The organism is Arthrobacter sp. CMU6 (genome assembly GCF_059090205.1).
Map to the genome: position 1 here is coordinate 47,160 of NZ_JBNHFL010000023.1, position 23,889 is coordinate 71,048.

Consider the following 23,889-nt stretch of genomic DNA (forward strand, 5'->3'; position numbering starts at 1 on the left):
CTGGTGCCAGGACGCCAAACCGGTCCGGGGACAGCCGGATTCGGGTGTCCCCAGACCGTTGGCGCGTCCCAGGACCATTCCGGTGTCGCCGGCCAGCCCGGCTCAGTCCAGGCTGATCGGTCCCAGCTCGTCCAGCAGGTCACCGGGGCCGGGGTTGCCGGGCGCCGAGGAGCCGCCGAGGTGGTTCACCACACCCCAGACCGCGTTCAGGCCCGTGGTCACGGCGCCTTCGGCCCAGCCTGCGGTGAAGGACACGTCGTCGCCGGCCAGGAAGATGCCGCGCTGGCTTTCCGGCAGCTGGTCCTGCTTGAAGTGCGTGAAGAGCCGCTGCTGGTAGCGGTAGTGGCCGGGCAAGTTGGCCTTGAACGCGCCCATGAAGTTGGGATCGGCCTCCCAGGAGACGGTGATGGGCTGGCCCACGATGTGGCTGGCGATGTCCACGCCGGGGTAGATCTGCTCGAGCGAGTGCAGCATCAGCTCCACCCGTTCGTCGGCGTCGAGCGCCAGCCACTTCAGCGCGTCGTCGTTCCAGGTGTAGGACAGCAGGATTACGGCCGGCTGGTCGGGTCCGTTGTCCAGCAAATAGGTGGCGCGGTTGAGCCGGTCCGTGAGCGTCATGGACAGCACCTCCCTGCCGGTTTCCGGATCGATGTCCTTCCAGAACGGCCGGTCCACCATCACGAACGTCTTGGAGGACTGCATGTAGTGCGAGCGCTCGATCGCCGTCCACAGCTCAGCCGGGAACAGCGCCTCCTCGGTGTGGATCCGCGTGGACAGCAGCCACGACTGGCAGGTTGTGACCACGGCCGGGTAGGAGGCTTCCCTCCCCCAGCGTTCCCGGATGCGGAGGTTGCCGTCGGCGTCGCGGCTGATCCGCTCCACCGCTCCGCGCGGGGAGCCTGAGTGCAGGGACGCCAGGGACGTCCCCTCCGGCCAGTGGGCCATGCCCGACGGCGCGTGGCGCCAGAGTGCCTCGGGGAGCCTTTGCGCTCCACCGGCGATGAGCCGGTGCTGGTCGTCGGCGTCGGTGTAGACCACGCGGAGGATTTCCAGGATGGAGTTCGGGAAGTCGGTGTCCCAGCCGCCGGTGCCGAAGCCAACCTGGCCGAACGCCTCGCGGTGCGCGAATCCCGCTTTCCGGAACGCCTGGCTGCCGGCGATGAAGCCGTAGAAGGTCTCCTCATCAAGTTCGGGAAGAAGCTCATTCCACAGCTCCTTGATCCGGGCCGTGTCCCGCGCCCGGATGGCCTCCTGCATCTGGGTGAACTGCGCGCCGTCGTTCACGGCCGCTTTCCAGGCGTCCGCCACCTCACGGAAGAACGGCGGCAGGTCCGCGGAGGTGGTGGCGTAGTGCTTCTGCCCCGCCAGTTCAATCACAGTGCTGGAGGTTGCCGGTGCCAGCGGGTTGGGGAAGTCCCGCGTCTCCAGTCCCAGCAGGTCCACATAGTGGTAAAAGGCCTTGCCCGAGACCGGGAACCGCATGCCGCCAAGGTCTGCCACCACGTCCGGGGCTGCCGGGAAGCTGGCGGTGCGCAGGCGTCCGCCGAGCTGGTCCGCTTCGTAGAGCACCGGGCGCAGCCCAAGCCTCATCAGTTCGTACGCCGTCACCAGACCTGACAGCCCGGCGCCCACCACGGCGACCTCGGTGCCGTGCAGTTCCGGCGGGACCGAACCAAGCCCGTCCGGGTGGGACAGGTAGTGGTCGTAGCTGAACGGGAAATCCGGGTTCAGCATGGTCACCGGGGCGCCTGCCCCGGGCAGGCCGGGTGCGGTGGTGACGGCGCTTGACGGGTCGGAAGCCGGCAGTTCGGTAGCGGTTGTCATGAAGGTCTGTCTCCGTGGTCTCGTGTTGTCTTACTGGTGGGAGGTTGTCTGTTCAGCAGATGCGGGGACTGGGGAACGGTCTCGGCCGGATAGTTCACGGTATTCCTCCTGCCCCAGCGCGGCCACCCGCGAGTGCCGCCTGCCGTAGCCGAAGTAGGCGGCCAGTCCCACAAGCATCCAGATCCCGAAGGTCACCCACGTTTCCGCGCCCAGGTTGGCCATCAGGTAGACGCACATCAGTGCACCCAGGATCGGTGTCAGCGGGAAGAGTGGAACCCTGAACGTCCGTGGAAGCTCCGGCCGCGTACGGCGAAGGTGGATGACGGCCACGTTTACCAGGGCGAACGCGAACAGGGTGCCGATGCTGGTGGCGTCCGCGAGCGCCCCGAGCGGAACCAGCCCGGCGGTGAGGGCGACGGCGGTTCCCACGATCAGGGTTCCGGCAACGGGTGTGCCGGTGCGGTGGGAGACGCGGCCAAAGACGCCGGGAACCAGCCCGTCGCGGGACATGGAAAGAAGGATGCGGGTCTGCCCGTAGAGGACGGTCAGCACGATGCTGGCGATCGCGAGCACGGCGCCCACGGCGAACACCAGCGCAATCCACGGCTGGCCGGTGACTTCCTCCAGGATTTTCACCAGTGCAGCCTCCGTGCCGTCGAACCAGCCCCACGGGCGGGCGCCGATGGCTGCAACGGCAACCAGAACGTAGATGGTGGTGACGATCAGCATGGACAGCATGATGGCCCGGGGAAGGTCACGCTTGGGATTGCGGGCCTCCTCGCCTGCGGTGGAGGCAGCGTCGAAGCCGATGTAGGAGAAGAACACGCGGGAGGCGGCAGCCGAGACGCCGGCGGCCCCCATCGGCAGCAGCGGCTCGAAGTGGCCGCCGTTGAAGGCGGTAAACGCCACGGCGCAGAAGAAGACCAGGATGCCCACCTTGACCAGCACGATCGCGGTGTTGATCCACGCGCTTTCCTTGGCGCCACGGACCAGCAGGACCATGGCCAGCACCACGATCACCATGGCGGGGATGTTGACCAGGCCGCCGTCCCCGGGCGGCTGCGACACCGCATCCGGCAAGACCTGCCCGAAGACCGCCAGCGTTTCGTTGACGTACTGGCCGGCGCCCACCGCCACGGCAGCGACGGACACCGCGTATTCGAGCACGAGGCACCAGCCGCAGATCCAGGCCATGCCCTCACCCATGGTGGCGTACGTGTACGAGTAGCTGGAGCCCGCCGCCGGCACCAGGCCTGCCATTTCGGCGTAGGACACGGCTGAGAGCAGCGCGGCCAGTCCGGCAATGGCGAACGAAATCCAGATAGCCGGTCCGGCCAGCGGCACGGACTCACCCAGGATCACCAGGATGCCGGTGCCGAGGGTGGCCCCCACGCTGATCATTGTCAGCTGCAGGACCCCGAAGCTGCGGACCAGGCGGGTTCCGCCATGGCCTGTCTCGGCTTCCTGGACCATCTGCCCGATCGGCTTCCGGCGGAGCAGCTGGGCTGCCAGTCCGGGCCGGCCAGCCTGCACCGGAGGCCGCTGTCCTGCTTGGGTGGGCACAGTCATCATTGACGTCCGTTCGTGAGTAGTTGGGGGCATTCCGTCGCTCAAGCCTAGGCTTGTGAGTGACCTCTCAATGCTGTGCAAAATGACCTAGAGTGTTCTGGCATGGGACGTAATGCACAACAGACCGCAGCAGTGGAGCCCGCCGGGGGCACCCCTCCGGCCGCCGGTCCGGCGGTGGAACACCAGAGCGGCGTCACCCTGGACCAGCTCCTGGCGAAGCTGCCTCCCGAGCTTGTGATGCTGCACGACGGCGGCAACGGTTCCGGCCTCCTGCGGTGGGTCGAGCCGAGTGAACTGGAAGACCCCACGCCCTATCTGCTCGACGGCGAGTTCCTCCTCACGGCCGGGTTGCCTTTCGTTGAGGGCGCGGGCGGCAGCGGGGGCGGGGCGGACGGGGCGGACGGGGCGCGTGCCGCGGACGGCACCGCCGCGGACGGCACCGCCGGCGACGGCACCGCAGGTGACGGCACCGCAGGTGACGGCGCCGGGGTCGACGCCTATGTCCGGCGTCTGGTGCAGGCCGGGGTGGTGGCCCTCGGGTTTGGCCTCGAGCCGTACTTCAGTGCTGTTCCGGAGGCGGTGGTGGAGGCCTGTATCCGGCAGAACCTGACGCTCGTGCAGGTGCCGAGCACGGTTCCGTTCGCTGCGATTGGCCTCGAGTTCTCGCGGCTCCTCGAGTCGGACAACGCCAAACTGCTCCGGCACCTCGCGGACACCAACCGGCAGCTGATGCGGGCCGTCCTGTCAGCCCGGCCGGAACACGAACTGCTCGCCGCCCTGGCCCAGCGCGTTCCGGTGTGGGCCATGCTGCTGGGCGCCGACGGGCGGGTGCGCGCCCGGGCGGGCTCCGGCGTCGAGGTTGCAGCTCTGCAGCCCCTGCTCGGCCGGCTCCTGGGCGGCAGCGGTCCCCGCGTGGAGATGGATTCCCTCGATCGCCCCGGCTCCCGGCTCGTGTTCGGGCACCCGCTGCGCAGCACCCGCGACGCGAACCTCGGGGCACTTGTGCTGGGCACCGACACGCCGTTGACCCCGGCGCAGAACAGCGTTGTCTCCTCCGCCGTCGGGCTCCTGGAGCTCCTGGTGCGGCAACGGACCAGCGGGTCACTGGCGCCGAGCCAGCTGGCGACGTCGCTGCTGCTGCATCCGGACAGCCTGTCCGCCGGCGGCGCGCGGCACATCAACGGACTCCGCGACCTGCTGGCCCAGAGCACTTCCTCCACGCGTTCCGGTCCCCTGCGCGTCGTGCAGGGAATCAGGGCGGCGCAGGGCAACACGACGGAGCCCGGCACTAGGGCCGAGAAAGGCATCCGGCAGGATCAGGCCGCGGGGCAGGCTGCCGGGCGCACCGGCGACAGCCCGGTGCGGGAGCTGCTGCAGTGGCGCCGGCTGTTCGACACCAAGCTTGTAGAGCTCACGGACTACGGCTTCGCCGCCATCACCCGGCTCAGGGTGGATGACGCACTGCTGGGCGAAGTCGAGAAGTTGGGGTGGCGGCTGGTCATCGGGGACGCCACCGAACTCACGGACCTGAGCGGCGCCGACCAGCGGGCGACAGCGCTGCGGCAACGCGTCCAGACCACCGGCAAGAGCGCCAGGGTGGGTGAAGTGACCTGGACGGTCGCCGGACTGCTGGGACATGAAGCCGGAACCATGCTGGCCGGCCGGCTGCTGGAGCCGGTGCTCAGCCAGGACAGCGACCGCCGGACCGCGCACCTGTCCGTACTGAGGGCATGGCTTGGCGAGAACGGGAACTGGGATGCCACCGCCAAGGCGCTGGGACTGCACCGCAACAGCGTCCGGCGGCAGATCAACGCGGTGGCGGAACTGCTGGACACCGACCTGAACCAGGCGCAGGTCAGGGCCGAACTCTGGATCGCACTGCAGTACGTGGACGAGGCGCCGGGCACCTGACCGGACCCTACAAAGGCTTTGCGGCGCCGCCGTGCTCCTGGCTGCCGCTCTTCTCCCAGGCGCGGTAAACGTCCGGGCGCCGTTCGCGCAGATAGGGCACGGCATCGCGCGCCCGGCTGGCCGCCTCGGCACTGACCTCCGCGTACAGCAGCTCGGGGTGGGGACCGGCAGCGGCGAGCAGTTCGCCGTCGGGACCGGCAATGACGCTTCCCCCGAGGAAGGTGCAGCCGTCCTCCTCCCCGGAATGGTTGGCATACGCCACCGTCAGCTGGCTCTCCAGTGCGCGTGCCCGCAGCAGCACCTGCGGCACCGATTCGAAGCCGTGGGCCAGCGCCGTGGGAACCAGGAGCAGGTCGGCGCCGGCCGCGGCCGCCGCGCGCACCGTTTCCGGGAACTCCACGTCGTAGCAGATCGCCAGCGAGGCTTTGATGCCACCCAGATCGACGACGGCGGGGGCTGCTTCGGAGGGGCTGAATGCCTTGCGCTCCTCCGGGCCAAAAAGGTGGACCTTGGCGTAGCTCAGGAGTTCGTCCCCGCGGGCGTCCAGCACCGTCGCCGTGATCTGCCACTGCCCGCCGGCCGTGACGGCGGGCAGGCTGTACACCAGGGCGATCCGGCGCCGGGCAGCAATGCCGGCAAGGGTACGCCGGATGCCGGGCAGGGTTCCGGGGTCCAGCTCCGCCCTGACCCGCAGCGGCGCATACCCCACCGGGAAAAGCTCAGGGGTCACGAGCACGGCAGCACCCGCTTCCGCGGCGCTCTGAGCCGCCCGGTCGATGGCTGCGCAGTTCCGTTCGATGTCCAAAACACTGGAGTTCGCCTGCATCAGCGCCAGCTTCACCGTGATCACCTCAAGTCTTCGGGGACGCCCGCCCAGCTCTGGGACGTCGTTTCCATCAGCGTAGCCGCGGCGGCAGCCGCCGATCCGGCCCATTTGCACCGTCCAGCCCTTCCCGTGGGACGGATCGTCCGGCGCCTGGAAATGGCCACGTGCTCCAGCGTTGCGTTAACTTCTTGACTACAAGGCTGCTGATGGTGCAATGTTCATTTCATGCCCTCTCCATCGCGCTCAACGAGGAGCCGAACCAAAAACCCCGGGTCGCAATCCGCCCTCAGGCACCTGAACCAGCAGCGGATCATCGAGTGCCTGCTCAACGGCCCCTCGACCCAGGCGGAGCTCGCGCGGCAGACGGGACTGTCCACGGCGACAGTGTCCAACATCGTCAAAATCATGCAGGACTCCGGCCTCGCCTCCACAGAGCCGACCACCAGCTCCGGGCGGCGCGCACTCAACGTCCGACTCAACAGCAACGGTGCCGTGGCGGTGGGCATCGACTTTGGCCGGCGGCACCTGCGGGTGGTTCTCGCCTCGCTCAGCTACCACATCATCGCCGAGGAATCGGTGCTCCTGCCCCTCGGCCACCACGCGGAACAGGGCATCCAGGCGGCCGTCGCCCTCCTCGACAAACTGCTGGCGGACAGCGGAGTGGAGCGCAGTGCTGTGGTGGGTGCCGGCGTCGGAATCCCCGGCCCGATTGACCGCCGGACCAGCACCGTGGCGCAGGGGGCGATCCTGCCTGAGTGGGTGGGCATCGACATCCAGGAACGCCTTGAAGAGGCGTTCCAGTTCCCCATTTTCATAGACAATGACTCGAATCTGGGTGCCCTGTCAGAGGTCACTTGGGGCCCGCACAGCGGCATCAGCAACCTGCTGTTCATGAAGATCGGTTCCGGCATTGGCGCGGGCCTGATCCTCAATGGCAACCCGTACTACGGCAACGTCGGGATCACCGGTGAAATCGGCCACGCGACCATCCACGAACACGGCCTGATCTGCCGCTGCGGCAACAGGGGGTGCCTGGAGACCATCGCCTCCACCACCACCATGATCGAGCTGCTCAGCCGTGGCGAGGAGCGTCCCCTCACGCCCGAGGACATCGTCCGCAAGGCGCTGGCGAGGGATGCCGCAACCCTGCGCGTGGTGGACGACGCAGGCCTTGCGGTAGGCAGGGCGCTAGGGAATGTGGCCAACCTGATCAACCCCGAGGTGATCGTGGTGGGCGGTCCCCTGGCGGGGCTGGGCGACATCTTGCTGGACCCCATCCGCCGCGGGCTGGTGCGGCACGCCGTGCCGGTCATCGGCGAAACCACCACCCTGACCATGTCCTCGCTGAACGACCGGGCGGAGGCTCTCGGTGCCGCATCGCTGGTCTTCCAGCACGCGGGAATCCGCCGCACGTAGCGTTTCGTTATCCCGCTGTTGCGTTAAATACTTGACGACAACGGCATGCTCCATCTACTTTTTCATCAGACGGCCCTGCGGATTGCAGGGAAGACAACGAAGTCAATGCATTGGAGGCGTAAGGGCAAATGACGTCCCTCAACACGCAGAGCGAGCCGGTTCTTCTGGAGATGCGCTCCATCACCAAGGAATTCCCCGGCGTTAAAGCCTTGTCCGATGTGAACCTGGTGGTGAAGGCCGGGGAAATCCACGCGATCTGCGGGGAAAACGGCGCCGGAAAGTCCACCCTCATGAAGGTCCTCTCCGGCGTCTACCCCTACGGCAGCTACAAGGGCGACATCGTGTACCAAAACGAGGTGCAGCAGTTCAGGGACATCCGGGCCAGCGAGCACGCGGGCATCGTGATCATCCACCAGGAGCTGGCGCTCATCCCGGAGCTCTCCATCACGGAGAACATCTTCCTGGGCAACGAACCGGTCAAGCGCGGCGTGATCGACTGGGCCGAGGCCCGCACCCGCTCCCGTGAACTGCTCGCCCGGGTGGGCCTGCGCGAGGACCCGGACACCCCGATCAAGGAAATCGGCGTCGGCAAGCAGCAGCTGGTGGAGATCGCCAAGGCGCTGAACAAGTCCGTGAAGCTCCTCATCCTGGATGAGCCCACCGCCGCCTTGAACGAATCCGACTCCCAGCACCTGCTGGACCTGATCCTGGGCCTGAAGGGCCGCGGCATCACGTCGATCATCATTTCCCATAAGCTCAACGAGATCGAGCAGATTGCGGACTCCATCACCATCATCCGCGACGGCAAGTCCATCGAGACGCTCAACGTGAAGGCCGACGGCGTCGACGAGGACCGCATCATCAAGGGCATGGTGGGACGGACCCTGGAGTCGCGCTTCCCGGACCACGAGCCCAAGATCGGGGAGGTCCTGTTCGAGGTCAAGGACTGGACAGTCGGCCACCCGCAGATCCAGGACCGCCTCGTCTGCAAGGGCTCCAACTTCTTCGTCCGCCGCGGCGAGATCGTCGGTTTCGCCGGGCTCATGGGCGCCGGCCGCACCGAACTGGCCCGGTCAGTGTTCGGCCGTTCCTACGGCCGCTTCATCAGCGGCCGGATTTACAAGAACGGCAAGGAACTCCACCTGAAAAACGTCAAGCAGGCCATCGACGCCGGGCTGGGTTACGTCACAGAGGACCGGAAGTCGCTGGGACTGAACCTGCTGGACGACATCAAGACCACCACCGTCTCGGCGGCACTGAAGAAGATCAGCAAGCGCCTGGTGGTGGATGCGAACAAGGAATTCACGGTGGCCGAGCAGTACCGGAAGTCCCTGCGGACCAAGACGCCGTCCGTGGAGGAAGGTGTGGCCAAACTGTCCGGCGGGAACCAGCAGAAGGTGGTCCTGGCGAAGTGGATGTTCACCGACCCGGACCTGCTGATCCTGGACGAGCCCACCCGCGGCATCGACGTCGGCGCCAAGTACGAGATCTACGGGATCATCCAGCAGCTGGCCAACCAGGGCAAGGGAGTGATCGTGATCTCCTCGGAACTCCCGGAACTGCTGGGACTCTCGGACCGCATCTACACCATCTTCGAAGGCGCCATCACCGGTGTCCTGAACAAGGATGAAGCCAGCCAGGAAAGCCTCATGAAACTCATGACCTCCGCCCGCAAGACCGCCGCCTGACCTTCTGGAACACTTCCAGAACCTTCCAGAACGAGGACAACAAATGAACGCGCTCAAGAAGCTCTTTGGCGGCAACACCCGCCAATTCGGCATGATCTTCGCCTTGGTGGCACTGATCGTCTTCTTCCAATTCGCCACCGAGGGCCGCACGCTGACGCCGGGCAACGTGATCAACCTCTTCAACGGCAACTCCTACATCCTGATCCTGGCCATCGGCATGGTGCTGGTGATCATCGCCGGCCACATCGACCTGTCAGTCGGATCCGTGGCGGCCTTCGTCGGCGTCACGGTGGCCCTGGCCATCAGGGACTGGGGCATCCCCTGGTACGCGGGCATTCTCCTGGGCCTCGCCCTCGGTGCCCTGATCGGGGCCTGGCAAGGGTTCTGGACAGCCTACGTGGGCATCCCAGCGTTCATCGTCACGCTGGCTGGCATGCTGCTCTTCCGCGGTTTCAACCAGTTCGTCGGAAAGTCCAACACCATCCCCGTCCCGTCGGACTTCCAGTACATCGGCTCCGGCTACCTTCCGGAGGTCGGCCCGAACACCGGCTTCAACAACCTGACCCTGCTGCTGGGCCTGCTAGGCGTCGCGTTCGTGGTCTTCAGTGGAATCCGGGCCCGCCGCACCGCCAAGGCCCTCGGCGCCGAAGTTCCCGAAGGCTGGGTGGTGGCCACCAAGCTCATCCTGGTCTGCGGCGCGATCCTGTACGCCACCTACCTGTTCGCCACGGGCCGCCCGGGCACGTCCTTCCCCATCCCCGGCCTCATCCTCGCCGTCCTGGTCCTGATCTACGGTTTCATCGCCTCCAAGACCGTCGTCGGCCGCCACATCTACGCGGTGGGCGGCAACCGCCACGCCGCCGAACTCTCCGGCGTCCAGTCCAAGAAGGTCAACTTCCTGGTCATGATGAACATGGCCATCCTGGCCGGCCTCGCCGGCATGATCTTCGTGGGCCGTTCCACGGCGTCCGGCCCGTTCGATGGCGTCGGCTGGGAACTTGATGCCATCGCCGCAGTGTTCATCGGCGGCGCAGCAGTCACCGGCGGCGTGGGCACCGTGATCGGCTCGATCGTCGGTGGCCTGGTCATGGCCGTGCTGAACAACGGCCTGCAGCTCCTTGGCGTCGGCGCCGACCTGACCCAGATCATCAAGGGCCTGGTCCTGCTGATCGCCGTCGCGTTCGACGTCTACAACAAGAGCCAGGGCAAGCGTTCCATCATCGGCATGCTGACCCAAAGCTTCAACCGCCCGAGTGGAGGCACTCCGCTCCAGCCCGACGAAGTGACGTCCACCAAGGAAACCATCTCCCGGGAAGCCTGAGCACGCCCGCTCCCCGGATGCAGTTCCCACCCCTATAGAAAGTGAACCGAGCAAATGCGAATGATTGGTAAGGCAGGAAAGGCGGCAGCGGTCGCTGCCATTGCGGCACTGGCGCTGACAGCCTGCGGCCGTTCCGACACCGGCACAACGGGCGGCGGCACCGCCGGCGGCGAGGCGTTCCCCAAGGACTCCTCGATCGGCGTCGCACTTCCGCAGAAGACCAGTGAGAACTGGGTCCTGGCGGAAAAGCTGTTCAACAACGGACTCAGCCAGGCAGGCTTCAAGCCGGACGTCCAGTTTGCCAACGGCGGCGTCTCGGAGCAGCAGAACCAGATCAGCGCCATGATCACCAAGGGCGCCAAGGTCATCGTCGTCGGCGCGATCGACGGCGCTCAGCTGGGTACCCAGCTGAAGCAGGCCAAGGATGCCGGTGCCACCATCATCGCCTACGACCGGCTGCTGCTGAACACCGAGAACGTGGACTACTATGTGGCCTACGACAACTTCAAGGTGGGCGAACTGCAGGGCAAGGCGCTGCTGGAGGGCATGCAGGCCAAGAAGCCGAACGGCCCGTACAACATCGAGCTTTTCGCCGGTTCCCCTGACGATGCCAACGCCAAGGTCTTCTTTGACGGCGCCATGAGCGTCCTGAAGCCGAAGATCGACGACGGCACGCTGAAGGTGCTCTCCGGACAGAAGTCCTTCGAGCAGGCCGTGACCCAGGGCTGGAAGGCTGAAAACGCCCAGCGCCGTGCGGACACGCTCCTGACCGGCAGCTACACCTCCGCGTCGCTGGACGGTGTCCTGTCTCCGAACGACACCCTGGCCCGCGCAGTGCTGACCGCCGCCAAGGCTGCCGGCAAGCCGCTGCCGGTGGTCACCGGGCAGGACTCCGAGGTTGAGTCGGTCAAGTCCATCATGGCCGGCGAGCAGTACTCCACCATCAACAAGGACACCCGCAAGCTCGTTGAGCACGCAATTGTCATGGTCAAGGACATTCAGGCGGGCAAGAAGCCTGAAATCAACGATGACAAGTCCTACAACAACAAGGTCAAGACCGTTCCGGCCTACCTGCTGGAGCCGGTCATCGTGACCAAGGAAAACGTCAAGACGGCCTACGTCGACGATCCGGTTCTCGGCCCGATCACCAAGTAGGCTTTCGTTTACAGACGCCACAGAGCCCCGGCTCTCCCGCGGTGACCAATTCACCAGGGAGGGCCGGGGCTCGTCCATTGCCACGCAAGGCTCGCTGACTTTTCGCGGCCCCGGCACTCTTCGTACGACTGGCCCCACAGCGGAAACATAGGTCCAGCCCGTTTCCCGCACAGCACCGGGCACCAGTGTGGGATCCGAAGCCGGCCAATCCCCCGGCATGTGATCCCAAGGAGTGCAGTGAGCGTCCTCGCCCGAAGTGTAGGCAATGCGTTTAGAAACAAGGTCCGAACAGCCGCGGTTGTGACCGTGCTGGCAGTCGCCATTGGCCTGGCGTTGGCCATGCTGGTGGCGAAGGCGGCGGCGAGCCGCTCACCGCCGAGCAGGCGGCGACCGTAGCGGACGTCCCGAACGTGACCGCCGTCGTTGGAACCAAGGCGCTGCGGCTGCGCAACGCGGCCGAAGCTGCCGCGCCGGCGGCAGCCGGCACCCAAGCCGGTCCGGGTGGCGGGCAGGGCGGTCCCGGCGGCCAGACCATGACCACGCTGACCACCAGCCTCACCACGGCAGTCGACGCCGGAACACTTGGTGCGCGCAACCAGGACAGCTCCGGAACCACGGGAAGTACCGGCACCACAGGAAGCACCGGGACCACACAGCCGGCGCGGTCCCTGCCCATCACGGCGACCGGTACAGGCGCAGAGGTCGACAGCACCGGCAAGGCGCTGGAACTGACCTCGGGCACCGGACTGGGTGACTACACGGCCGAGTCCGCCAAGGCGCTGCTGGGCACCACCCTGGCTGAAAAGAACAACCTCAAGGTGGGCTCCACCTTCACCGTCAACAGCAAGACCTTCACCGTCGCCGGCCTGTTCGACGCCGGCACCGCGTTCGGCAACAACGCCCTCTACGTCACGCTCCCCACCGCCCAGACCCTGGCCGAGCTGCCCGGCGAGCTGTCCACGATGATCGTCACGGTGGACAGCATGGAGCACGTTGACGCCGCCAAGACGGCTCTGCAGAACGCGCTCGGCACCGACAAGGCCGACGTCACCCAGGGCCAGCGCAACCTCGAAACAGCCGTCACCTCGCTGGACAGCGTCAAGAACATCTCCATGGTGGCGTTCATCGCCGCCCTTGGCACCGCCGGGCTGATCATCCTGCTGATCATGGTCATGCTGGTCCGCGAGCGCCGCCGCGAAATCGGCGTCCTTAAGGCCATCGGCGCACCGAACCGCACCATCGGCCTCCAGTTCGTGCTGGAGGCCCTGGTCCTGGTGGCCCTCGGCAGCGTGGTGGGCGCCGTCATCGCCTCCTTCGCCAGCGGCGGCATCGCCTCCGCACCGGTCAGCTCCAGCACAAGCACGACGGCGGCCCCCGCCGGCCAGCGCGGCGGCGGGTTCGCCGGGGCGGCTGGCGGATTCCCGGGCGGACAGGGCAGTCCGCTGGGCGACGCCTCCCAGCTGCTCACCTCCGTCACCGCCAGCGTGTCCCCCGAAATCCTCGCCGCCGGCATCGCGGCCGGGTTCGGCGTCGCCATCATCGGCGCGCTGGTTCCGGCCCTGCTCACCGCCCGCATCCGCCCCATCGAAGTCCTCCGAGGAGAATAGCCATGATTGAAGTCAAGGATCTGGTCCGCACGTTCAAGCCCGGCGACCGCACCATCAAGCCGGTCAACGGGGTCAGCTTCGAGCTGAAGCAGGGCACGCTGGCGTCCATCGTGGGCAAGAGCGGCAGCGGAAAAAGCACGCTGCTTTCGCTCCTGGGTGCCGTGGACAAGCCCACCAGCGGAGACGTCGTCGTCAACGGGGTGAGCCTGGCCGGCATGCCGGACGGCAAGCTGACCGAGTACCGGCGCCGGGACATCGGCTTCGTGTTCCAGCAGTTCAACCTGGTTCCCAACCTCTCCGCCCTGGACAACGTCATGCTGCCCATGGAGTTCGCCGGGGTGCGGAAGTCCGCCCGGGCTGAGCGGGCACGGGCACTGCTGGAGCAGGTGCAGCTCGATCCGGACAAGCACGGCCGCCGCATCAACCGCCTCTCCGGCGGCGAGCAGCAGCGCGTGGCCATCGCCCGCGCCCTTGCCAACGAGCCCAAGCTGATCCTCGCCGACGAGCCCACGGGAAACCTCGATGAGCAGACCGGCGAACACATCATCGAACTGCTCAGCTCCCTCAGCCGCGACCACAACACCACCATCCTCGTGGTCACGCACGACCGCACGCTCGCCAACAAGACGGACCGCCGGTTCCGCCTGCAGCAGTGCAAGCTCACGGAGGAACCGGCCGCCGCCGCGCCGCGGAGCCGGCAGCCGTGTAAGTAGCCGGCGGCAGTTTATTGTGCGCGGAAGGTGCGGGCGGGGCGTCAACCCTCCCGCACCTTTCGCGGGTTTCGACCCGACCCTCCCGCACCTTTCGCGGGTTTTGACCCGACCCTCTCGCACCTTCCGCAGGTTTCGACCTGACCCTCCCGCACCTTTCGCGGGTCTCGACCCTACCCTCTCGCACCCGGATGAGAGGATGGCGTCATGACGTCACCGATCGCCCAACCGTGGCTCTTCAGCCAGCCGAACCAGGATCCCCTTGCCGCTACGGGCCGACCACTGCGGTGGGGTGTCATTGCCACCGGCCGGATCGCTTCCTTGGTGTCGCGGGACCTGGTGCTGCTGGAGGACGCGGAGCTCTACGCCGTCAGCTCCCGCGCCCAGCACACCGCGGATGCGTTTGCTGGCGAGTTCGGCTTTGCCGTGGCATACGGGGACGACGGCGGACAGCACGGCTATGAGCGTCTCCTCGCCGATGATTCGGTGGACGTGGTCTACGTGGCCACGCCGCACGCGCAGCACCACCGGGTGGTGCTGGCTGCGCTTCGGGCAGGAAAGCATGTGCTCTGCGAAAAGGCGTTCACCATCAACGCCCGTGAGGCTGCCGAGCTGATCGAGGTAGCCCGCGAAAAGAAGCTGTTCCTGATGGAAGCCGTGTGGAGCCGGTTCCTGCCCAGCATGCAGAGGGCTTTCGAGATCGCACATTCCGGCGAGCTCGGGACCATCCAGTGGGTGACGGCAGACCTTGGCTTCCCGGCACCGTACTCCCCCACGGCGAGGCTCTGGGCCGTTGAGGACGGCGGCGGCGCCCTTCTCGACATCACCGTGTACCCGCTGTTGTGGGCCCTCGGGACACTGGGTTTCCCGCAGACCGTCAGTGCCATGGGCACTTTGAACGACGACGGCGTGGACGCCCAGAATGCGCTCACGCTGGGTTACCACCACGGCGCGCAGGCGCAGCTCACCTCGTCCCTCCTGGCCCACGGCCCCCGCGCCGCAACGGTTGCCGGCAGTCTTGGCTTCCTGCAGACACTCGGCTCGATCAACAACCCCAGGAAGCTGGTGGTGGGGATCGGGCAGGAGACCCCGCGCACGGAACACTTCGAGGTAACGGGCCGGGGTTATACGTACGAGCTTCGTGAGGTGACCCGGTGCGTCCAGCAAGGCCTGACCGAGAGCCCGGTCATGCCACTCGAGGACTCACTGAACACGATGCGGCTGTTCGACGGCGTGCGTGCCCAGCTTGGTGTCGCGTATCCCAACGACGCCCACTGACCGGCTCTTCCGGCCTTCATCGAATCGAAAGAATTATTCTCCCGGCTCTGGACTCTCACTTTGGGGCAGGCTTAGGCTGTAGTCGATCGTCGATTCATTCGGTGAGCTGGGGGGGTGTTAAGCATGACCATTGCGGCTTCGTCACGGTCTGCACTACGCCCTTTGCGCCCGGTTCTCTTAGCCGGTGCCGCCGCAGTGGCCTGGCTGGCCGTATCCGCCCCGGCCGCCGACGCCGACAATTCAGACCAGTCCGGCTCTCTTGGCAACAGTATTTCGTCGGCCGTCTCGTCCGTCGAAGGCAGTGCTGACAGCGTGGCGGCAAGCGTTGGCGCGCTGCTCTCGTCTACGGCAAATGAAGCCCCCGCCGGTGGTCAGACCTCACCATACGTGGCACCCCGGTCACTTCCCGCCGTCGATCCGGCAGCCATCCCGGCACCACCGCCGGCGACGGTTGCGCCGGCAACGGCCGCACCGCCTGCGGCCGTTGTGCCTCCACCCGAAGCTCCGGCTCCTTCCACGTCAGCGGCGCCAATACCTGTGGACGTCGTTGCCCCGGTCGTGGCGGACATTGTAAACCCCGTTGATGCCGCTCTCGGTGGACTCCCGCTCGACGGGGCAGTCCCCGACGACACGCTGGCTGGGGTTACCGGTCCCGTTGTTTCCGTTGCTGATGGAGCGGTGGCGGACGCGGCCGAAACTATCGTGCCGCCGGTCGCCGAGGTCGTTAAGCCAGTTACCGAGGTCGTGAAACCGGTAACCGACGTCGTGAGCCCGGTGACCGAGGCTCTTCCCGTCGAGCCGGTCACTGGCGTGCTCACGCAGACACCTCCTCTGACCGCCCCGATCACTGCTCCCACCAAGGACGTCGTGACGGGCATTGTCGCGAATCCAGAGCGGCTACCTGCAGTTGTCCTCGCCCAATCGGGACAAGGTGACGCAAATCCTGTGGCCTCGCCTGCCATGGCCGACGGGCTCTCTATGGTGTCCGCGCCGCCTGTCCAGCCAGCCGCCGGGCCGCCGGCACATGTCAGCCACGCTGTTACGCCGAAAGCCGCGAACCCCGCAGCGTCTGCCCCGAAGGTTCCTGCCAGCGGAGACTCACCATCCGGTGGCGACGGTACGCCCACGCGTGAGGCGCTGCTTCCCTCTCCTGCCTCAGGCTCGGGTAGTGGCACGTCCTCCGGCGGGCCTTCGGCTTCAGCCGCCTGGCTGAACAGCCCCTTTGAATACCTGCCGCTCATGGGCTTTGTCCCTGTCAGCGGACCCCTTCAGCATGTCCCTTCGCCGGTGGCCATCGACCCCGGCTCCTCTCCTGACTAGTTGGGCCCCTTCTGCCGCAATGCGGCAGACCCACGGCCAATCAGGCTGCCATGAGCACCTGACAACAACTTTTCAGGAGACATCACAATGCACCAGACAGTTCGCAGGGGCCTATTAGGCACCCTCTGTGCCGGAGGGCTACTAGCCCTCGGCGCCACCGCGGCGAGTGCGGATACTACTGCCACGGGCGCGGTCAACATCGCGTCCGAAACCGCTTCGGCGGACCTCAATGCTTCGACGTCGCTGGGTCTGCTGGGTGGCCCAGCGCCGTCGAATTCTTCCGCGGTCAGCGCTAATGCCGACCTCGATCTCAACACCGGCACCTCGACCGGCAATGCTGCCGCCGCAGCACCGGCCGCGACCGCCCTGGTGGACGTCAACCTCGGTGGGACGGGAAGCGGAACTGTGGTTCCCGCCGCTGACGCCACTGCAGTGGTGGACGTCAACCTCGGAAATACGACGGCGGGTGCTGCCCCGGCTGCTCCCGCCGCCGCATCACCGACCGCGACCGCCTTGGTGGACGTCAACGTGGGCAACGCCGGAAACGCAACTGTCGCTCCTGCCGCTGACGCAACCGCAGTGGTGGACGTTAGCCTCGGCAACGCCGGAACCGGAACCGTGGCTCCCGCCGCTGACGCCACCGCAGTGGTCGACGTCAACCTCGGAAATACGACGGGAACGGGTAGCACCACTCCGGCAGCGGACGTGACAGCTGCCGTGGACGTCAACCTCGGCAACACCGCCCTAACAGGAACCGGCACCACCGTTCCCGCCGCCAGCGTGGCAGCCGCCCTCGATGTCAACCTCGGTGGGACGGGCACCGGAACCGGAACTGTGGTTCCCCCCGCTGACGCCACCGCCGTCGTGGACGTCAACCTCGGCAACACCGAAGTAACCGGAACCGACACCACCGTTCCGGCCGCCAACGTGGCAGCCGCCCTCGATGTCAACCTCGGTGGGACGGGCACCGGAACCGGAACTGTGGTTCCCCCCGCTGACGCCGCCGCCGTGGTGGACGTCAACCTCGGCAACACCGGAGTAACCGGAACCGACACAAGCGTTCCCGCCGCCAACGTGGCAGCCGCCCTCGACGTCAACCTCGGCAACACCGGAGTGACCGGAACCGACACCACCGTTCCTGCAGCCGACGTAGCCGCCGTCGTCGCCCTCAACCTCGGTAACACTGGTTCCCTGGGAACCGGTGCGGAAGGCGCCGTCGACCTTGGGCTCGGCACGGGAACTGATGCGTCCGTGGACCTGGGTGTCGACCTGGGCATCGGACTTGGCGCAGGAACCGTCACGACGCCGCCAGCTACTGATCCGGGTGACGGAACCGGCAACGGCTCCGATCCCGGCGACGGAACAGATGGAACCGGTACCGATGGAGCCGGGACTGGAACCGACGGCACGGGCACTGACGGAACTTCGACTGACGGAGCTGCGACTGACGGAGCTGGCACCGGGACCACCGGAAGCGACGGCAACGGATCCGGCACCAACACGGCCGGTGAAGCCGCCACGGGTGCTGGCACCGCGACCACCACGACCGGCGCCACCATCCTGCCCGCAGGCTCGGTGACCAGCGGCGTCTCCGCGGCGGGGAGTACGGCAACTGTGGCCACCGGAAACTTGGCCGCCGCACAGCAGACGCTCGCCAACACCGGAGCCGACGCGGGACTGCTGCCACTCGCCTTGGTCCTGCTCGCCATTGGAGGGCTGCTGGTGATCCGCAGGAAGAAGGCCTAACGGCCCGCTTCCTGTCCGGACAGGAATAGCCGCCTTTCGTCGGCGGTCCGCATCGCGGCAGTCCTCTGGACTTCCGGATGCCGGGCCGCCGGCGAAGCCGTGCCCCCGCCCGGACGCCTTCGGACTGCCGCTCCGTCAGCCAACCAGCAAGCAAGCAAGCAACAAACCAGCCAATCAGACAGCTGGCGGCCTGAATTAATAAGTAAACGTACTATCCTTAACACCGAGCCCGAGCTGATAAGGACGGCAACGTGTTAGATAACTCGCCCGGTGGGGTGACTACGGATGTACTGGGCGGGCGCTACCGGCTGGGTGAGGTGATCGGCCGCGGCGGCATGTCGTCGGTCTATGCGGCCAGGGACCAGAACCTGGGCCGGGACGTGGCCCTGAAGCTCTTTGCCCCCCAGGCGGCAGATGCGGATGAACTCAAGAGGCAGGAAGCCGAGATCCGGCTCTTGGCAACCCTGAACCATCCCAGCCTTGTTACCCTTTTCGACGCTGGCGTGGATACCCGCGTGCCGGACCAGCCCCGGCCCTTTCTGACCATGGAACTCGTGGAGGGCCAGGACCTGCGCAGCCGCATCCGGCACAGCCGCGTTCCGCTCGACGAACTGTCCGTCATCGGCGCCGGAGTGGCCGATGCCCTCACCTACGTTCACGGCCTGGGCATCATCCACCGCGACATCAAACCCGCCAACATTCTCCTCATCCAGGTTCGCCCCGGAGAGCCGGTGCGGCCCAAACTGACTGATTTCGGCATTGCCCGGATCGCGGACAGCACCCGCCTCACGGCCACCGGCGCCATGGTGGGCACGGCAGCGTACCTGAGCCCCGAGCAGGCTCTGGGCTCGCCGCTTTCACCTGCGTCGGACATCTATTCGCTGGGCCTCGTGCTGTTGGAGTGCATCAAGGGCACTGTTGAGTACCCGGGCAGCGCGGTGGAGTCCGCGGTGGCGCGGCTGCACCGTGCCCCCGAAATCCCTAGCGACCTGCCCACGGAATGGCAGCACCTGCTGGCGTCCATGACCGCCCTCGAGCCGCTGGAGCGGCCCGCCGCGGCGGACCTGGAGGTGGCTCTCCGGCATGCCCTCGTTTCACCGGAGTCCGCCCCCGCAGACCTGACCGAGCATCACACCCGCGTACTCCCTACCCTTCCGTCCCGGCCGCCCTCGATTGCCGCGTCGGGTCCGCCTGGGACAGCCGGGCGTTCCGACACCCAGTCCACCGCCAAAACAACAGCCAAAACACCGGGGGCTACGAGACCGGAGCATAAGGCACCAGCACGCCCGAACGGCCGGCCTGCCGGCGTGAAAAGGCGCCGGCGTTTCCGCATTGGCGCCGCCCTCGCGACGGCAGCCCTTCTGGGCGGAGCCGCCGCGGTGACCGTCGCCGCCAACTCACCTGAAACGCCCGACGTCGTCCCTTACCCCAGCGTGAGCGGCACCTTGGGTGACCATCTCGTGGAGCTGCAAAGGAGTGTTGAACCATGACCCCAGGCCATGCACCGGGCGCGTGGCGCCGTGCGATGACCGTCCTCACGGGGATCACGTTGGCAGCCGCACTGGCCGGGTGCGCCGGCGCCGCCCCGGAGCTCGAGACGGACGCGGCTGCCAAGCTTCAGGCGCGGGTTCTTGAGGTCACCAAGTCTGCTGCGGGAAGCAACCCAGCCGCCGCGCTGAAGTCGCTGGGCAGCCTGTCCGCCGAGCTGGATGCAGCGGCGGCTGCCGGGCAGGTTTCCTTCAAACGCCACCGGAGCATTACGGCGGCCATCAACTCCGTGCGCGCCGACCTGACGGCAGCACAGGCAGCCAAGGACGCTGCTGCCCAGGCTGCCGCTGCGAAAGCTGCCGCTGCGAAGGCTGCCGCCACTAAGGCCACGGCAGCCCCGAAGCCTTCGCCGACGACTGCTCCGGCTGCCGTTGCTCCAGCCCCCGCGCCCGCGGGCGCGCCCGCGCCGGTGACGGTACCGGCGGACACCGGCAGGCAGGACAACTCCGGCAAGGGCAGCTCGGAGGAGAACAAGGACAAGGGTTCGGGCAAGAACAAGGACTAGCCCCGCCGGGGCCAGCCCTTGTTCATCAACCTCTGGACGTTCCTCCGCCTGTCAGGAAGATTTGCCCGTCAGGAAGCGGCTGCCGGGAAACGCTCCCACGCCCGGTGGGCGGCCAGCAGCTCCTGGATCTGCGGAACCACCTGCCCGGCGCTGTCGCCCAGCACCACCCCTGCCGCATCGTCCGGGATGCTCGCTGCGTCCACACCGGTGGAGCCTGACCCCCACGCCCCTATGGCCTTGGCGTGGCGAAAGGCTTCTGACAGCAGCAGCACCACGCGCGGGTCAAGCGAAGCGCCGGGATCCCCGGCTTTCGCGTCCAGCCCCTGTTCGGCGTCGTCCGCTGGCGCCCCGGATCCTGCCACGATGACGGCGTCGAACTCGGTGGATCGGGCGGTGAGGTAGGTCCGCTGAACCGTGATCCCGCCGTCGGCCTCTCCCCCGAGCGTCCCGCCGGAGGGTGCGATCACCAGCGGAACTATGCCTGCGTCATTGAGCGCCTTGCGGGCGTCCCGGACGGCCTCGAGGTCGCTGGCCTCGTCCGCGACGATGCCGACGACGCGGCCCGCCACCGGCCAGGTCTTCCCCAGCTGGGACAGGGCCGGGCTGGGCTGGGCGTCCTGCACGTCCTCGGTGGCTTCGGGGGCGGGCATCCCGAGCCCGCGGGCCACGGCGGCGCACAGCGAGGCATCGATGTTGGCCAGTGCCAGTAGCTGGCGCTCACGGACAGGCTTCTCGTAGCACTTGCCCAGCTCGAACGTGTAGGCCTGGATCACATGGTCCTGCTCCACGGGAGTGAGGCTGCGGAAGAACAGCCGGGGCTGGCTGTAGTGGTCGTCGAAGGAGGCGGGATTCTTCCGCTGCTTGATCGCCTCCGCCACGGCTTCCGGGACATCGACGAACGCCCCCAGGTCTGCGCCGGCCTTGAACGGGCAGCCGCCGTCGAGGGAATTTGGCCGGTACGGGGCAACGCCGGCGTGGACGGCGGTCTGGTGCATGCCGTCGCGCAGCATGTCGTTCACCGGGGACTGAGGCCGGTTGATGGGGATTTGGGCGAAGTTCGGTCCGCCCAGCCGCGAAATCTGGGTGTCCAGATAGGAGAACAGCCTGACCTGCAGCAGGGGATCGTTGGTGACGTCGATGCCAGGGACGAGGTGCCCGGGGTGGAAGGCTACCTGCTCCGTCTCGGCGAAGTAGTTGACCGGGTTGGCGTTGAGCGTCATCAGTCCGATCGGCTGGACGGGGGCCAACTCCTCGGGCACAAACTTCGTGGGATCCAGCAGGTCGATCCCCTCGAACATCTGGTCCTCGGTGTCCGGGAAGGTCTGGATGCCCAGCTCCCATTCCGGGTAGGCGCCGGCCTCGATCGCGTCGGCCAGGTCCCGGCGGTGGAAATCCGGATCCATGCCGTTGATGATTTGGGCTTCCTCCCAGACCAGGGAATGCACGCCCTGCTTCGGCTTCCAGTGGAACTTGACGAGCGTCGTGGCGCCCTCGGCGTCAACCAGCCGGAAGGTGTGGACGCCGAAGCCTTCCATGGTGCGGTATGACCGCGGGATGCCCCGGTCGGACATGTTCCACATGGTGTGCGCCTGAGCCTCGGTGTGCAGTGACACGAAATCCCAGAACGTGTCGTGGGCGCTCTGGGCCTGCGGGATCTCGCGGTCCGGGTGCGGCTTTGCGGCATGCACGATGTCCGGGAACTTGATTCCGTCCTGGATGAAGAACACCGGGATGTTGTTGCCTACCAGGTCGTAGGTGCCTTCATCGGTGTAGAACTTGGTGGAGAACCCGCGGGTGTCCCGGACGGTGTCGGCGGAGCCGCGCGAGCCAAGGACCGTGGAGAACCTGACGAACACGGGCGTTTCCACGTCCTTGGCGAGGAAGCCTGCGCGGGTGATGTTGGCGGCCGTGCCGTACGAACGGAACACTCCGTGGGCGCCGGCACCCCGGGCGTGCACCACGCGCTCAGGAATCCTCTCGTGGTCGAAGTGGGTGATCTTCTCGCGGAGGTGGTGGTCCTGGAGCAGGATCGGCCCTCGTGGCCCCGCCTTCAGCGAGTGGTCTGTGTCGGCCAGCCGGAGACCCTGCGCGGTGGTCAGGTACTGGCCGGACTGCGCCCGGGAGTGTTGCGGGGCGCCCGTGGGGGTGCCTGTCGGGGACACTGCTTCCGGTCCCTGCTGGTCCGGCTTGGGCGGCAACGGTTCCCGCGGGTTCGTGGGTTCGACGACGGCGGGTTGCTCCCCCGCCGGCGCTCCCGGAATGTTGATTGCTGATTCTTCAGGCACAGAGTGGATCCTTTCCGAAGCGGCGGCCTGCCCGGACTCGGCCCTGGCGCTGCGCGCCGGACCAAAAGATAAGCCTGCTTAGTAGCCTACGAAACCCGGCGCCCAGTCACAACCGCGGGGCGTCATTTGAGCATTCCGGGCTTCATGGTCAGCAGCCTTAGTTTCCTCTTCAAAAGCCGCATGCTTCCCGCTACGTTGGAGGTGTTCCATCCGGACAAAGCAATCAGAACCACGGGCCCACCCGCCCGTACGCTGAAGGAGTGAACCAAGCATGGCAACTGTCCAGGAATCGATCACTGTCGATGTTCCCGTACGCCAGGCCTACAACCAATGGACCCAGTTTGAGGATTTCCCCAATTTCATGAGCGGCGTCGACGCCGTCCGCCAGCTCGATGACACCACCGTTCATTTCGAAACCAGCATTGCGGGTGTGAAGCGCGAGTACGACGCCCAAATCACCGTCCAGGAACCGGACCAGCGCGTCACGTGGGAAAGCCTGAACGAGCCGCGCAACTCCGGAACCGTCTGGTTTGAGTCCCTGGGCGCTAACGAAACCAAGGTGAATGTCGAGCTGACCTGGGAGCCTGAGTCGGCAGTGGAGAAGCTTGGTGCAGCCACCGGACTTGATTCCCGGCAGGTCGCTTCAGATCTGAGGAAGTTCAAGAAATTCATCGAGGAACGCGACACGGAAACCGGCGCCTGGCGTGAAAGCGTGAGCGGTGGCGAGGTGGAAGGTGACGCCGGTACGACGTCGGCCGGCGTCGGAGCGGGAGCGGCTGGCGGCGTCGGAGCGGGAGCGGCCGGCGGCGTCGGAGCGGGAGCGGCTGGCGGCGTCGGAGCGGGAGCGGCCGGCGTCGGCATGGGGTCAACAGCAGCAGGAGGCAACGGCGACCCGGGCGCAAGCACCGGCTATTCCGAGGGGGCCGGCATGGACGCTGTCCCGGGCCGCACGTACGAATCCGGGGACGCGTACGACGCTTCGGCAACCGAGCGGCCCGTGAGCACGGACCCGGATATGGCCGTCGACGCCCCGTACGGAGACGACGACACAGGTGAGCCGCGGACCGAAACGCGGCACACGGACACCCGCCGCGACGACATCCCCGACCGGTAGGTCAAAGTCCAGGCCCGGGAATCCCGGCAAGCAAGGAAGCGCCCCGCCACTCAAGCGAGTGGCGGG

General features: G+C 66.9%; 16 protein-coding genes and 1 pseudogene. 13 read left to right on the forward strand and 4 right to left on the reverse strand.

The genetic code is table 11. From position 1 onward, the window contains the following. Positions 1-102 precede the first annotated feature (102 nt). Positions 103-1,824, reverse strand: coding sequence for a flavin monoamine oxidase family protein (locus AC5RWD_RS16315; protein ID WP_494021010.1), 1,722 nt, complete (start codon positions 1,822-1,824; stop codon positions 103-105). Between the two features lie 30 nt (positions 1,825-1,854). Further along, the gene (locus AC5RWD_RS16320) at positions 1,855-3,393 is read right to left on the reverse strand and encodes an amino acid permease (RefSeq protein ID WP_494021011.1); all 1,539 of its coding nucleotides are present in this window, start codon (positions 3,391-3,393) and stop codon (positions 1,855-1,857) included. A 102-nt stretch (positions 3,394-3,495) separates the two neighbouring features. On the opposite strand from AC5RWD_RS16320, the gene AC5RWD_RS16325 reads away from it, so the two are divergent. Continuing rightward, positions 3,496-5,304 (forward strand): PucR family transcriptional regulator, encoded by a 1,809-nt coding sequence (locus AC5RWD_RS16325; protein ID WP_494021012.1) that lies wholly within the window; start codon positions 3,496-3,498, stop codon positions 5,302-5,304. Between the two features lie 7 nt (positions 5,305-5,311). Here AC5RWD_RS16325 and AC5RWD_RS16330 read toward each other — a convergent pair whose 3' ends face one another. Continuing rightward, a complete protein-coding gene (locus AC5RWD_RS16330; RefSeq protein WP_494021045.1) occupies positions 5,312-6,130 on the reverse strand; it encodes a nitrilase-related carbon-nitrogen hydrolase in 819 nt (272 codons plus the stop codon). Positions 6,131-6,355: 225 nt separating this feature from the next. On the opposite strand from AC5RWD_RS16330, the gene AC5RWD_RS16335 reads away from it, so the two are divergent. The 11 genes and pseudogenes from AC5RWD_RS16335 (at position 6,356) to AC5RWD_RS16385 (ending at position 20,424) form a co-directional block, all read left to right on the forward strand. Then, a complete protein-coding gene (locus tag AC5RWD_RS16335; protein WP_494021013.1) occupies positions 6,356-7,546 on the forward strand; it encodes an ROK family transcriptional regulator in 1,191 nt (396 codons plus the stop codon). 128 nt (positions 7,547-7,674) lie between these two features. Continuing rightward, on the forward strand, positions 7,675-9,234 hold the full coding sequence (gene mmsA / locus AC5RWD_RS16340; protein WP_494021014.1) for a multiple monosaccharide ABC transporter ATP-binding protein: 1,560 nt from the start codon (positions 7,675-7,677) through the stop codon (positions 9,232-9,234). Between the two features lie 43 nt (positions 9,235-9,277). Beyond that, the gene (gene mmsB, locus AC5RWD_RS16345; protein WP_494021015.1) at positions 9,278-10,555 is read left to right on the forward strand and encodes a multiple monosaccharide ABC transporter permease; all 1,278 of its coding nucleotides are present in this window, start codon (positions 9,278-9,280) and stop codon (positions 10,553-10,555) included. Between the two features lie 54 nt (positions 10,556-10,609). Continuing rightward, positions 10,610-11,710 (forward strand): substrate-binding domain-containing protein, encoded by a 1,101-nt coding sequence (locus tag AC5RWD_RS16350; RefSeq protein ID WP_494021016.1) that lies wholly within the window; start codon positions 10,610-10,612, stop codon positions 11,708-11,710. Between the two features lie 237 nt (positions 11,711-11,947). Then, positions 11,948-13,317, forward strand: a pseudogene (locus AC5RWD_RS16355) (ABC transporter permease). 2 nt (positions 13,318-13,319) lie between these two features. Then, complete coding sequence (locus AC5RWD_RS16360; RefSeq protein WP_494021017.1) at positions 13,320-14,030, forward strand: ABC transporter ATP-binding protein; 711 nt, start codon at positions 13,320-13,322, stop codon at positions 14,028-14,030. Between the two features lie 204 nt (positions 14,031-14,234). After that, on the forward strand, positions 14,235-15,305 hold the full coding sequence (locus AC5RWD_RS16365) for a Gfo/Idh/MocA family protein (RefSeq protein ID WP_494021018.1): 1,071 nt from the start codon (positions 14,235-14,237) through the stop codon (positions 15,303-15,305). A 123-nt stretch (positions 15,306-15,428) separates the two neighbouring features. After that, positions 15,429-16,625, forward strand: coding sequence for a hypothetical protein (locus tag AC5RWD_RS16370; protein ID WP_494021019.1), 1,197 nt, complete (start codon positions 15,429-15,431; stop codon positions 16,623-16,625). A gap of 87 nt (positions 16,626-16,712) precedes the next feature. After that, positions 16,713-18,371 carry a beta strand repeat-containing protein gene (locus AC5RWD_RS16375; protein WP_494021020.1) on the forward strand — a complete coding sequence of 553 codons (1,659 nt, stop codon included), beginning with the start codon at positions 16,713-16,715 and terminating at the stop codon, positions 18,369-18,371. Between the two features lie 335 nt (positions 18,372-18,706). After that, on the forward strand, positions 18,707-19,861 hold the full coding sequence (locus tag AC5RWD_RS16380; protein ID WP_494021046.1) for a serine/threonine-protein kinase: 1,155 nt from the start codon (positions 18,707-18,709) through the stop codon (positions 19,859-19,861). Next, positions 19,858-20,424 carry a mucin-associated surface protein gene (locus tag AC5RWD_RS16385; protein ID WP_494021021.1) on the forward strand — a complete coding sequence of 189 codons (567 nt, stop codon included), beginning with the start codon at positions 19,858-19,860 and terminating at the stop codon, positions 20,422-20,424. Before AC5RWD_RS16380 ends, AC5RWD_RS16385 begins: the two co-directional genes overlap by 4 nt. 68 nt (positions 20,425-20,492) lie before the next feature. Here the strand turns inward: AC5RWD_RS16385 and AC5RWD_RS16390 are convergent, their stop codons facing one another. Continuing rightward, entirely contained in the window at positions 20,493-22,709 is a 2,217-nt protein-coding gene (locus tag AC5RWD_RS16390) for a catalase (protein ID WP_494021022.1), read from the reverse strand. A gap of 271 nt (positions 22,710-22,980) precedes the next feature. On the opposite strand from AC5RWD_RS16390, the gene AC5RWD_RS16395 reads away from it, so the two are divergent. Further along, positions 22,981-23,823, forward strand: coding sequence for an SRPBCC family protein (locus AC5RWD_RS16395; RefSeq protein ID WP_494021023.1), 843 nt, complete (start codon positions 22,981-22,983; stop codon positions 23,821-23,823). The last annotated feature ends 66 nt before the right edge of the window (positions 23,824-23,889 follow it).

Excerpts from the sequence above, each read along its gene's own strand:
- AC5RWD_RS16315 (WP_494021010.1), bottom strand. The coding sequence starts at position 1,824 with ATGACAACCGCTACCGAACTGCCGGCTTCCGACCCGTCAAGCGCCGTC.
- AC5RWD_RS16320 (WP_494021011.1), bottom strand. The coding sequence starts at position 3,393 with ATGACTGTGCCCACCCAAGCAGGACAGCGGCCTCCGGTGCAGGCTGGC.
- AC5RWD_RS16325 (WP_494021012.1), top strand. The coding sequence starts at position 3,496 with ATGGGACGTAATGCACAACAGACCGCAGCAGTGGAGCCCGCCGGGGGC.
- AC5RWD_RS16330 (WP_494021045.1), bottom strand. The coding sequence starts at position 6,130 with ATGCAGGCGAACTCCAGTGTTTTGGACATCGAACGGAACTGCGCAGCC.
- AC5RWD_RS16335 (WP_494021013.1), top strand. The coding sequence starts at position 6,356 with ATGCCCTCTCCATCGCGCTCAACGAGGAGCCGAACCAAAAACCCCGGG.
- mmsA (WP_494021014.1), top strand. The coding sequence starts at position 7,675 with ATGACGTCCCTCAACACGCAGAGCGAGCCGGTTCTTCTGGAGATGCGC.
- mmsB (WP_494021015.1), top strand. The coding sequence starts at position 9,278 with ATGAACGCGCTCAAGAAGCTCTTTGGCGGCAACACCCGCCAATTCGGC.
- AC5RWD_RS16350 (WP_494021016.1), top strand. The coding sequence starts at position 10,610 with ATGCGAATGATTGGTAAGGCAGGAAAGGCGGCAGCGGTCGCTGCCATT.
- AC5RWD_RS16360 (WP_494021017.1), top strand. The coding sequence starts at position 13,320 with ATGATTGAAGTCAAGGATCTGGTCCGCACGTTCAAGCCCGGCGACCGC.
- AC5RWD_RS16365 (WP_494021018.1), top strand. The coding sequence starts at position 14,235 with ATGACGTCACCGATCGCCCAACCGTGGCTCTTCAGCCAGCCGAACCAG.
- AC5RWD_RS16370 (WP_494021019.1), top strand. The coding sequence starts at position 15,429 with ATGACCATTGCGGCTTCGTCACGGTCTGCACTACGCCCTTTGCGCCCG.
- AC5RWD_RS16375 (WP_494021020.1), top strand. The coding sequence starts at position 16,713 with ATGCACCAGACAGTTCGCAGGGGCCTATTAGGCACCCTCTGTGCCGGA.
- AC5RWD_RS16380 (WP_494021046.1), top strand. The coding sequence starts at position 18,707 with ATGTCGTCGGTCTATGCGGCCAGGGACCAGAACCTGGGCCGGGACGTG.
- AC5RWD_RS16385 (WP_494021021.1), top strand. The coding sequence starts at position 19,858 with ATGACCCCAGGCCATGCACCGGGCGCGTGGCGCCGTGCGATGACCGTC.
- AC5RWD_RS16395 (WP_494021023.1), top strand. The coding sequence starts at position 22,981 with ATGGCAACTGTCCAGGAATCGATCACTGTCGATGTTCCCGTACGCCAG.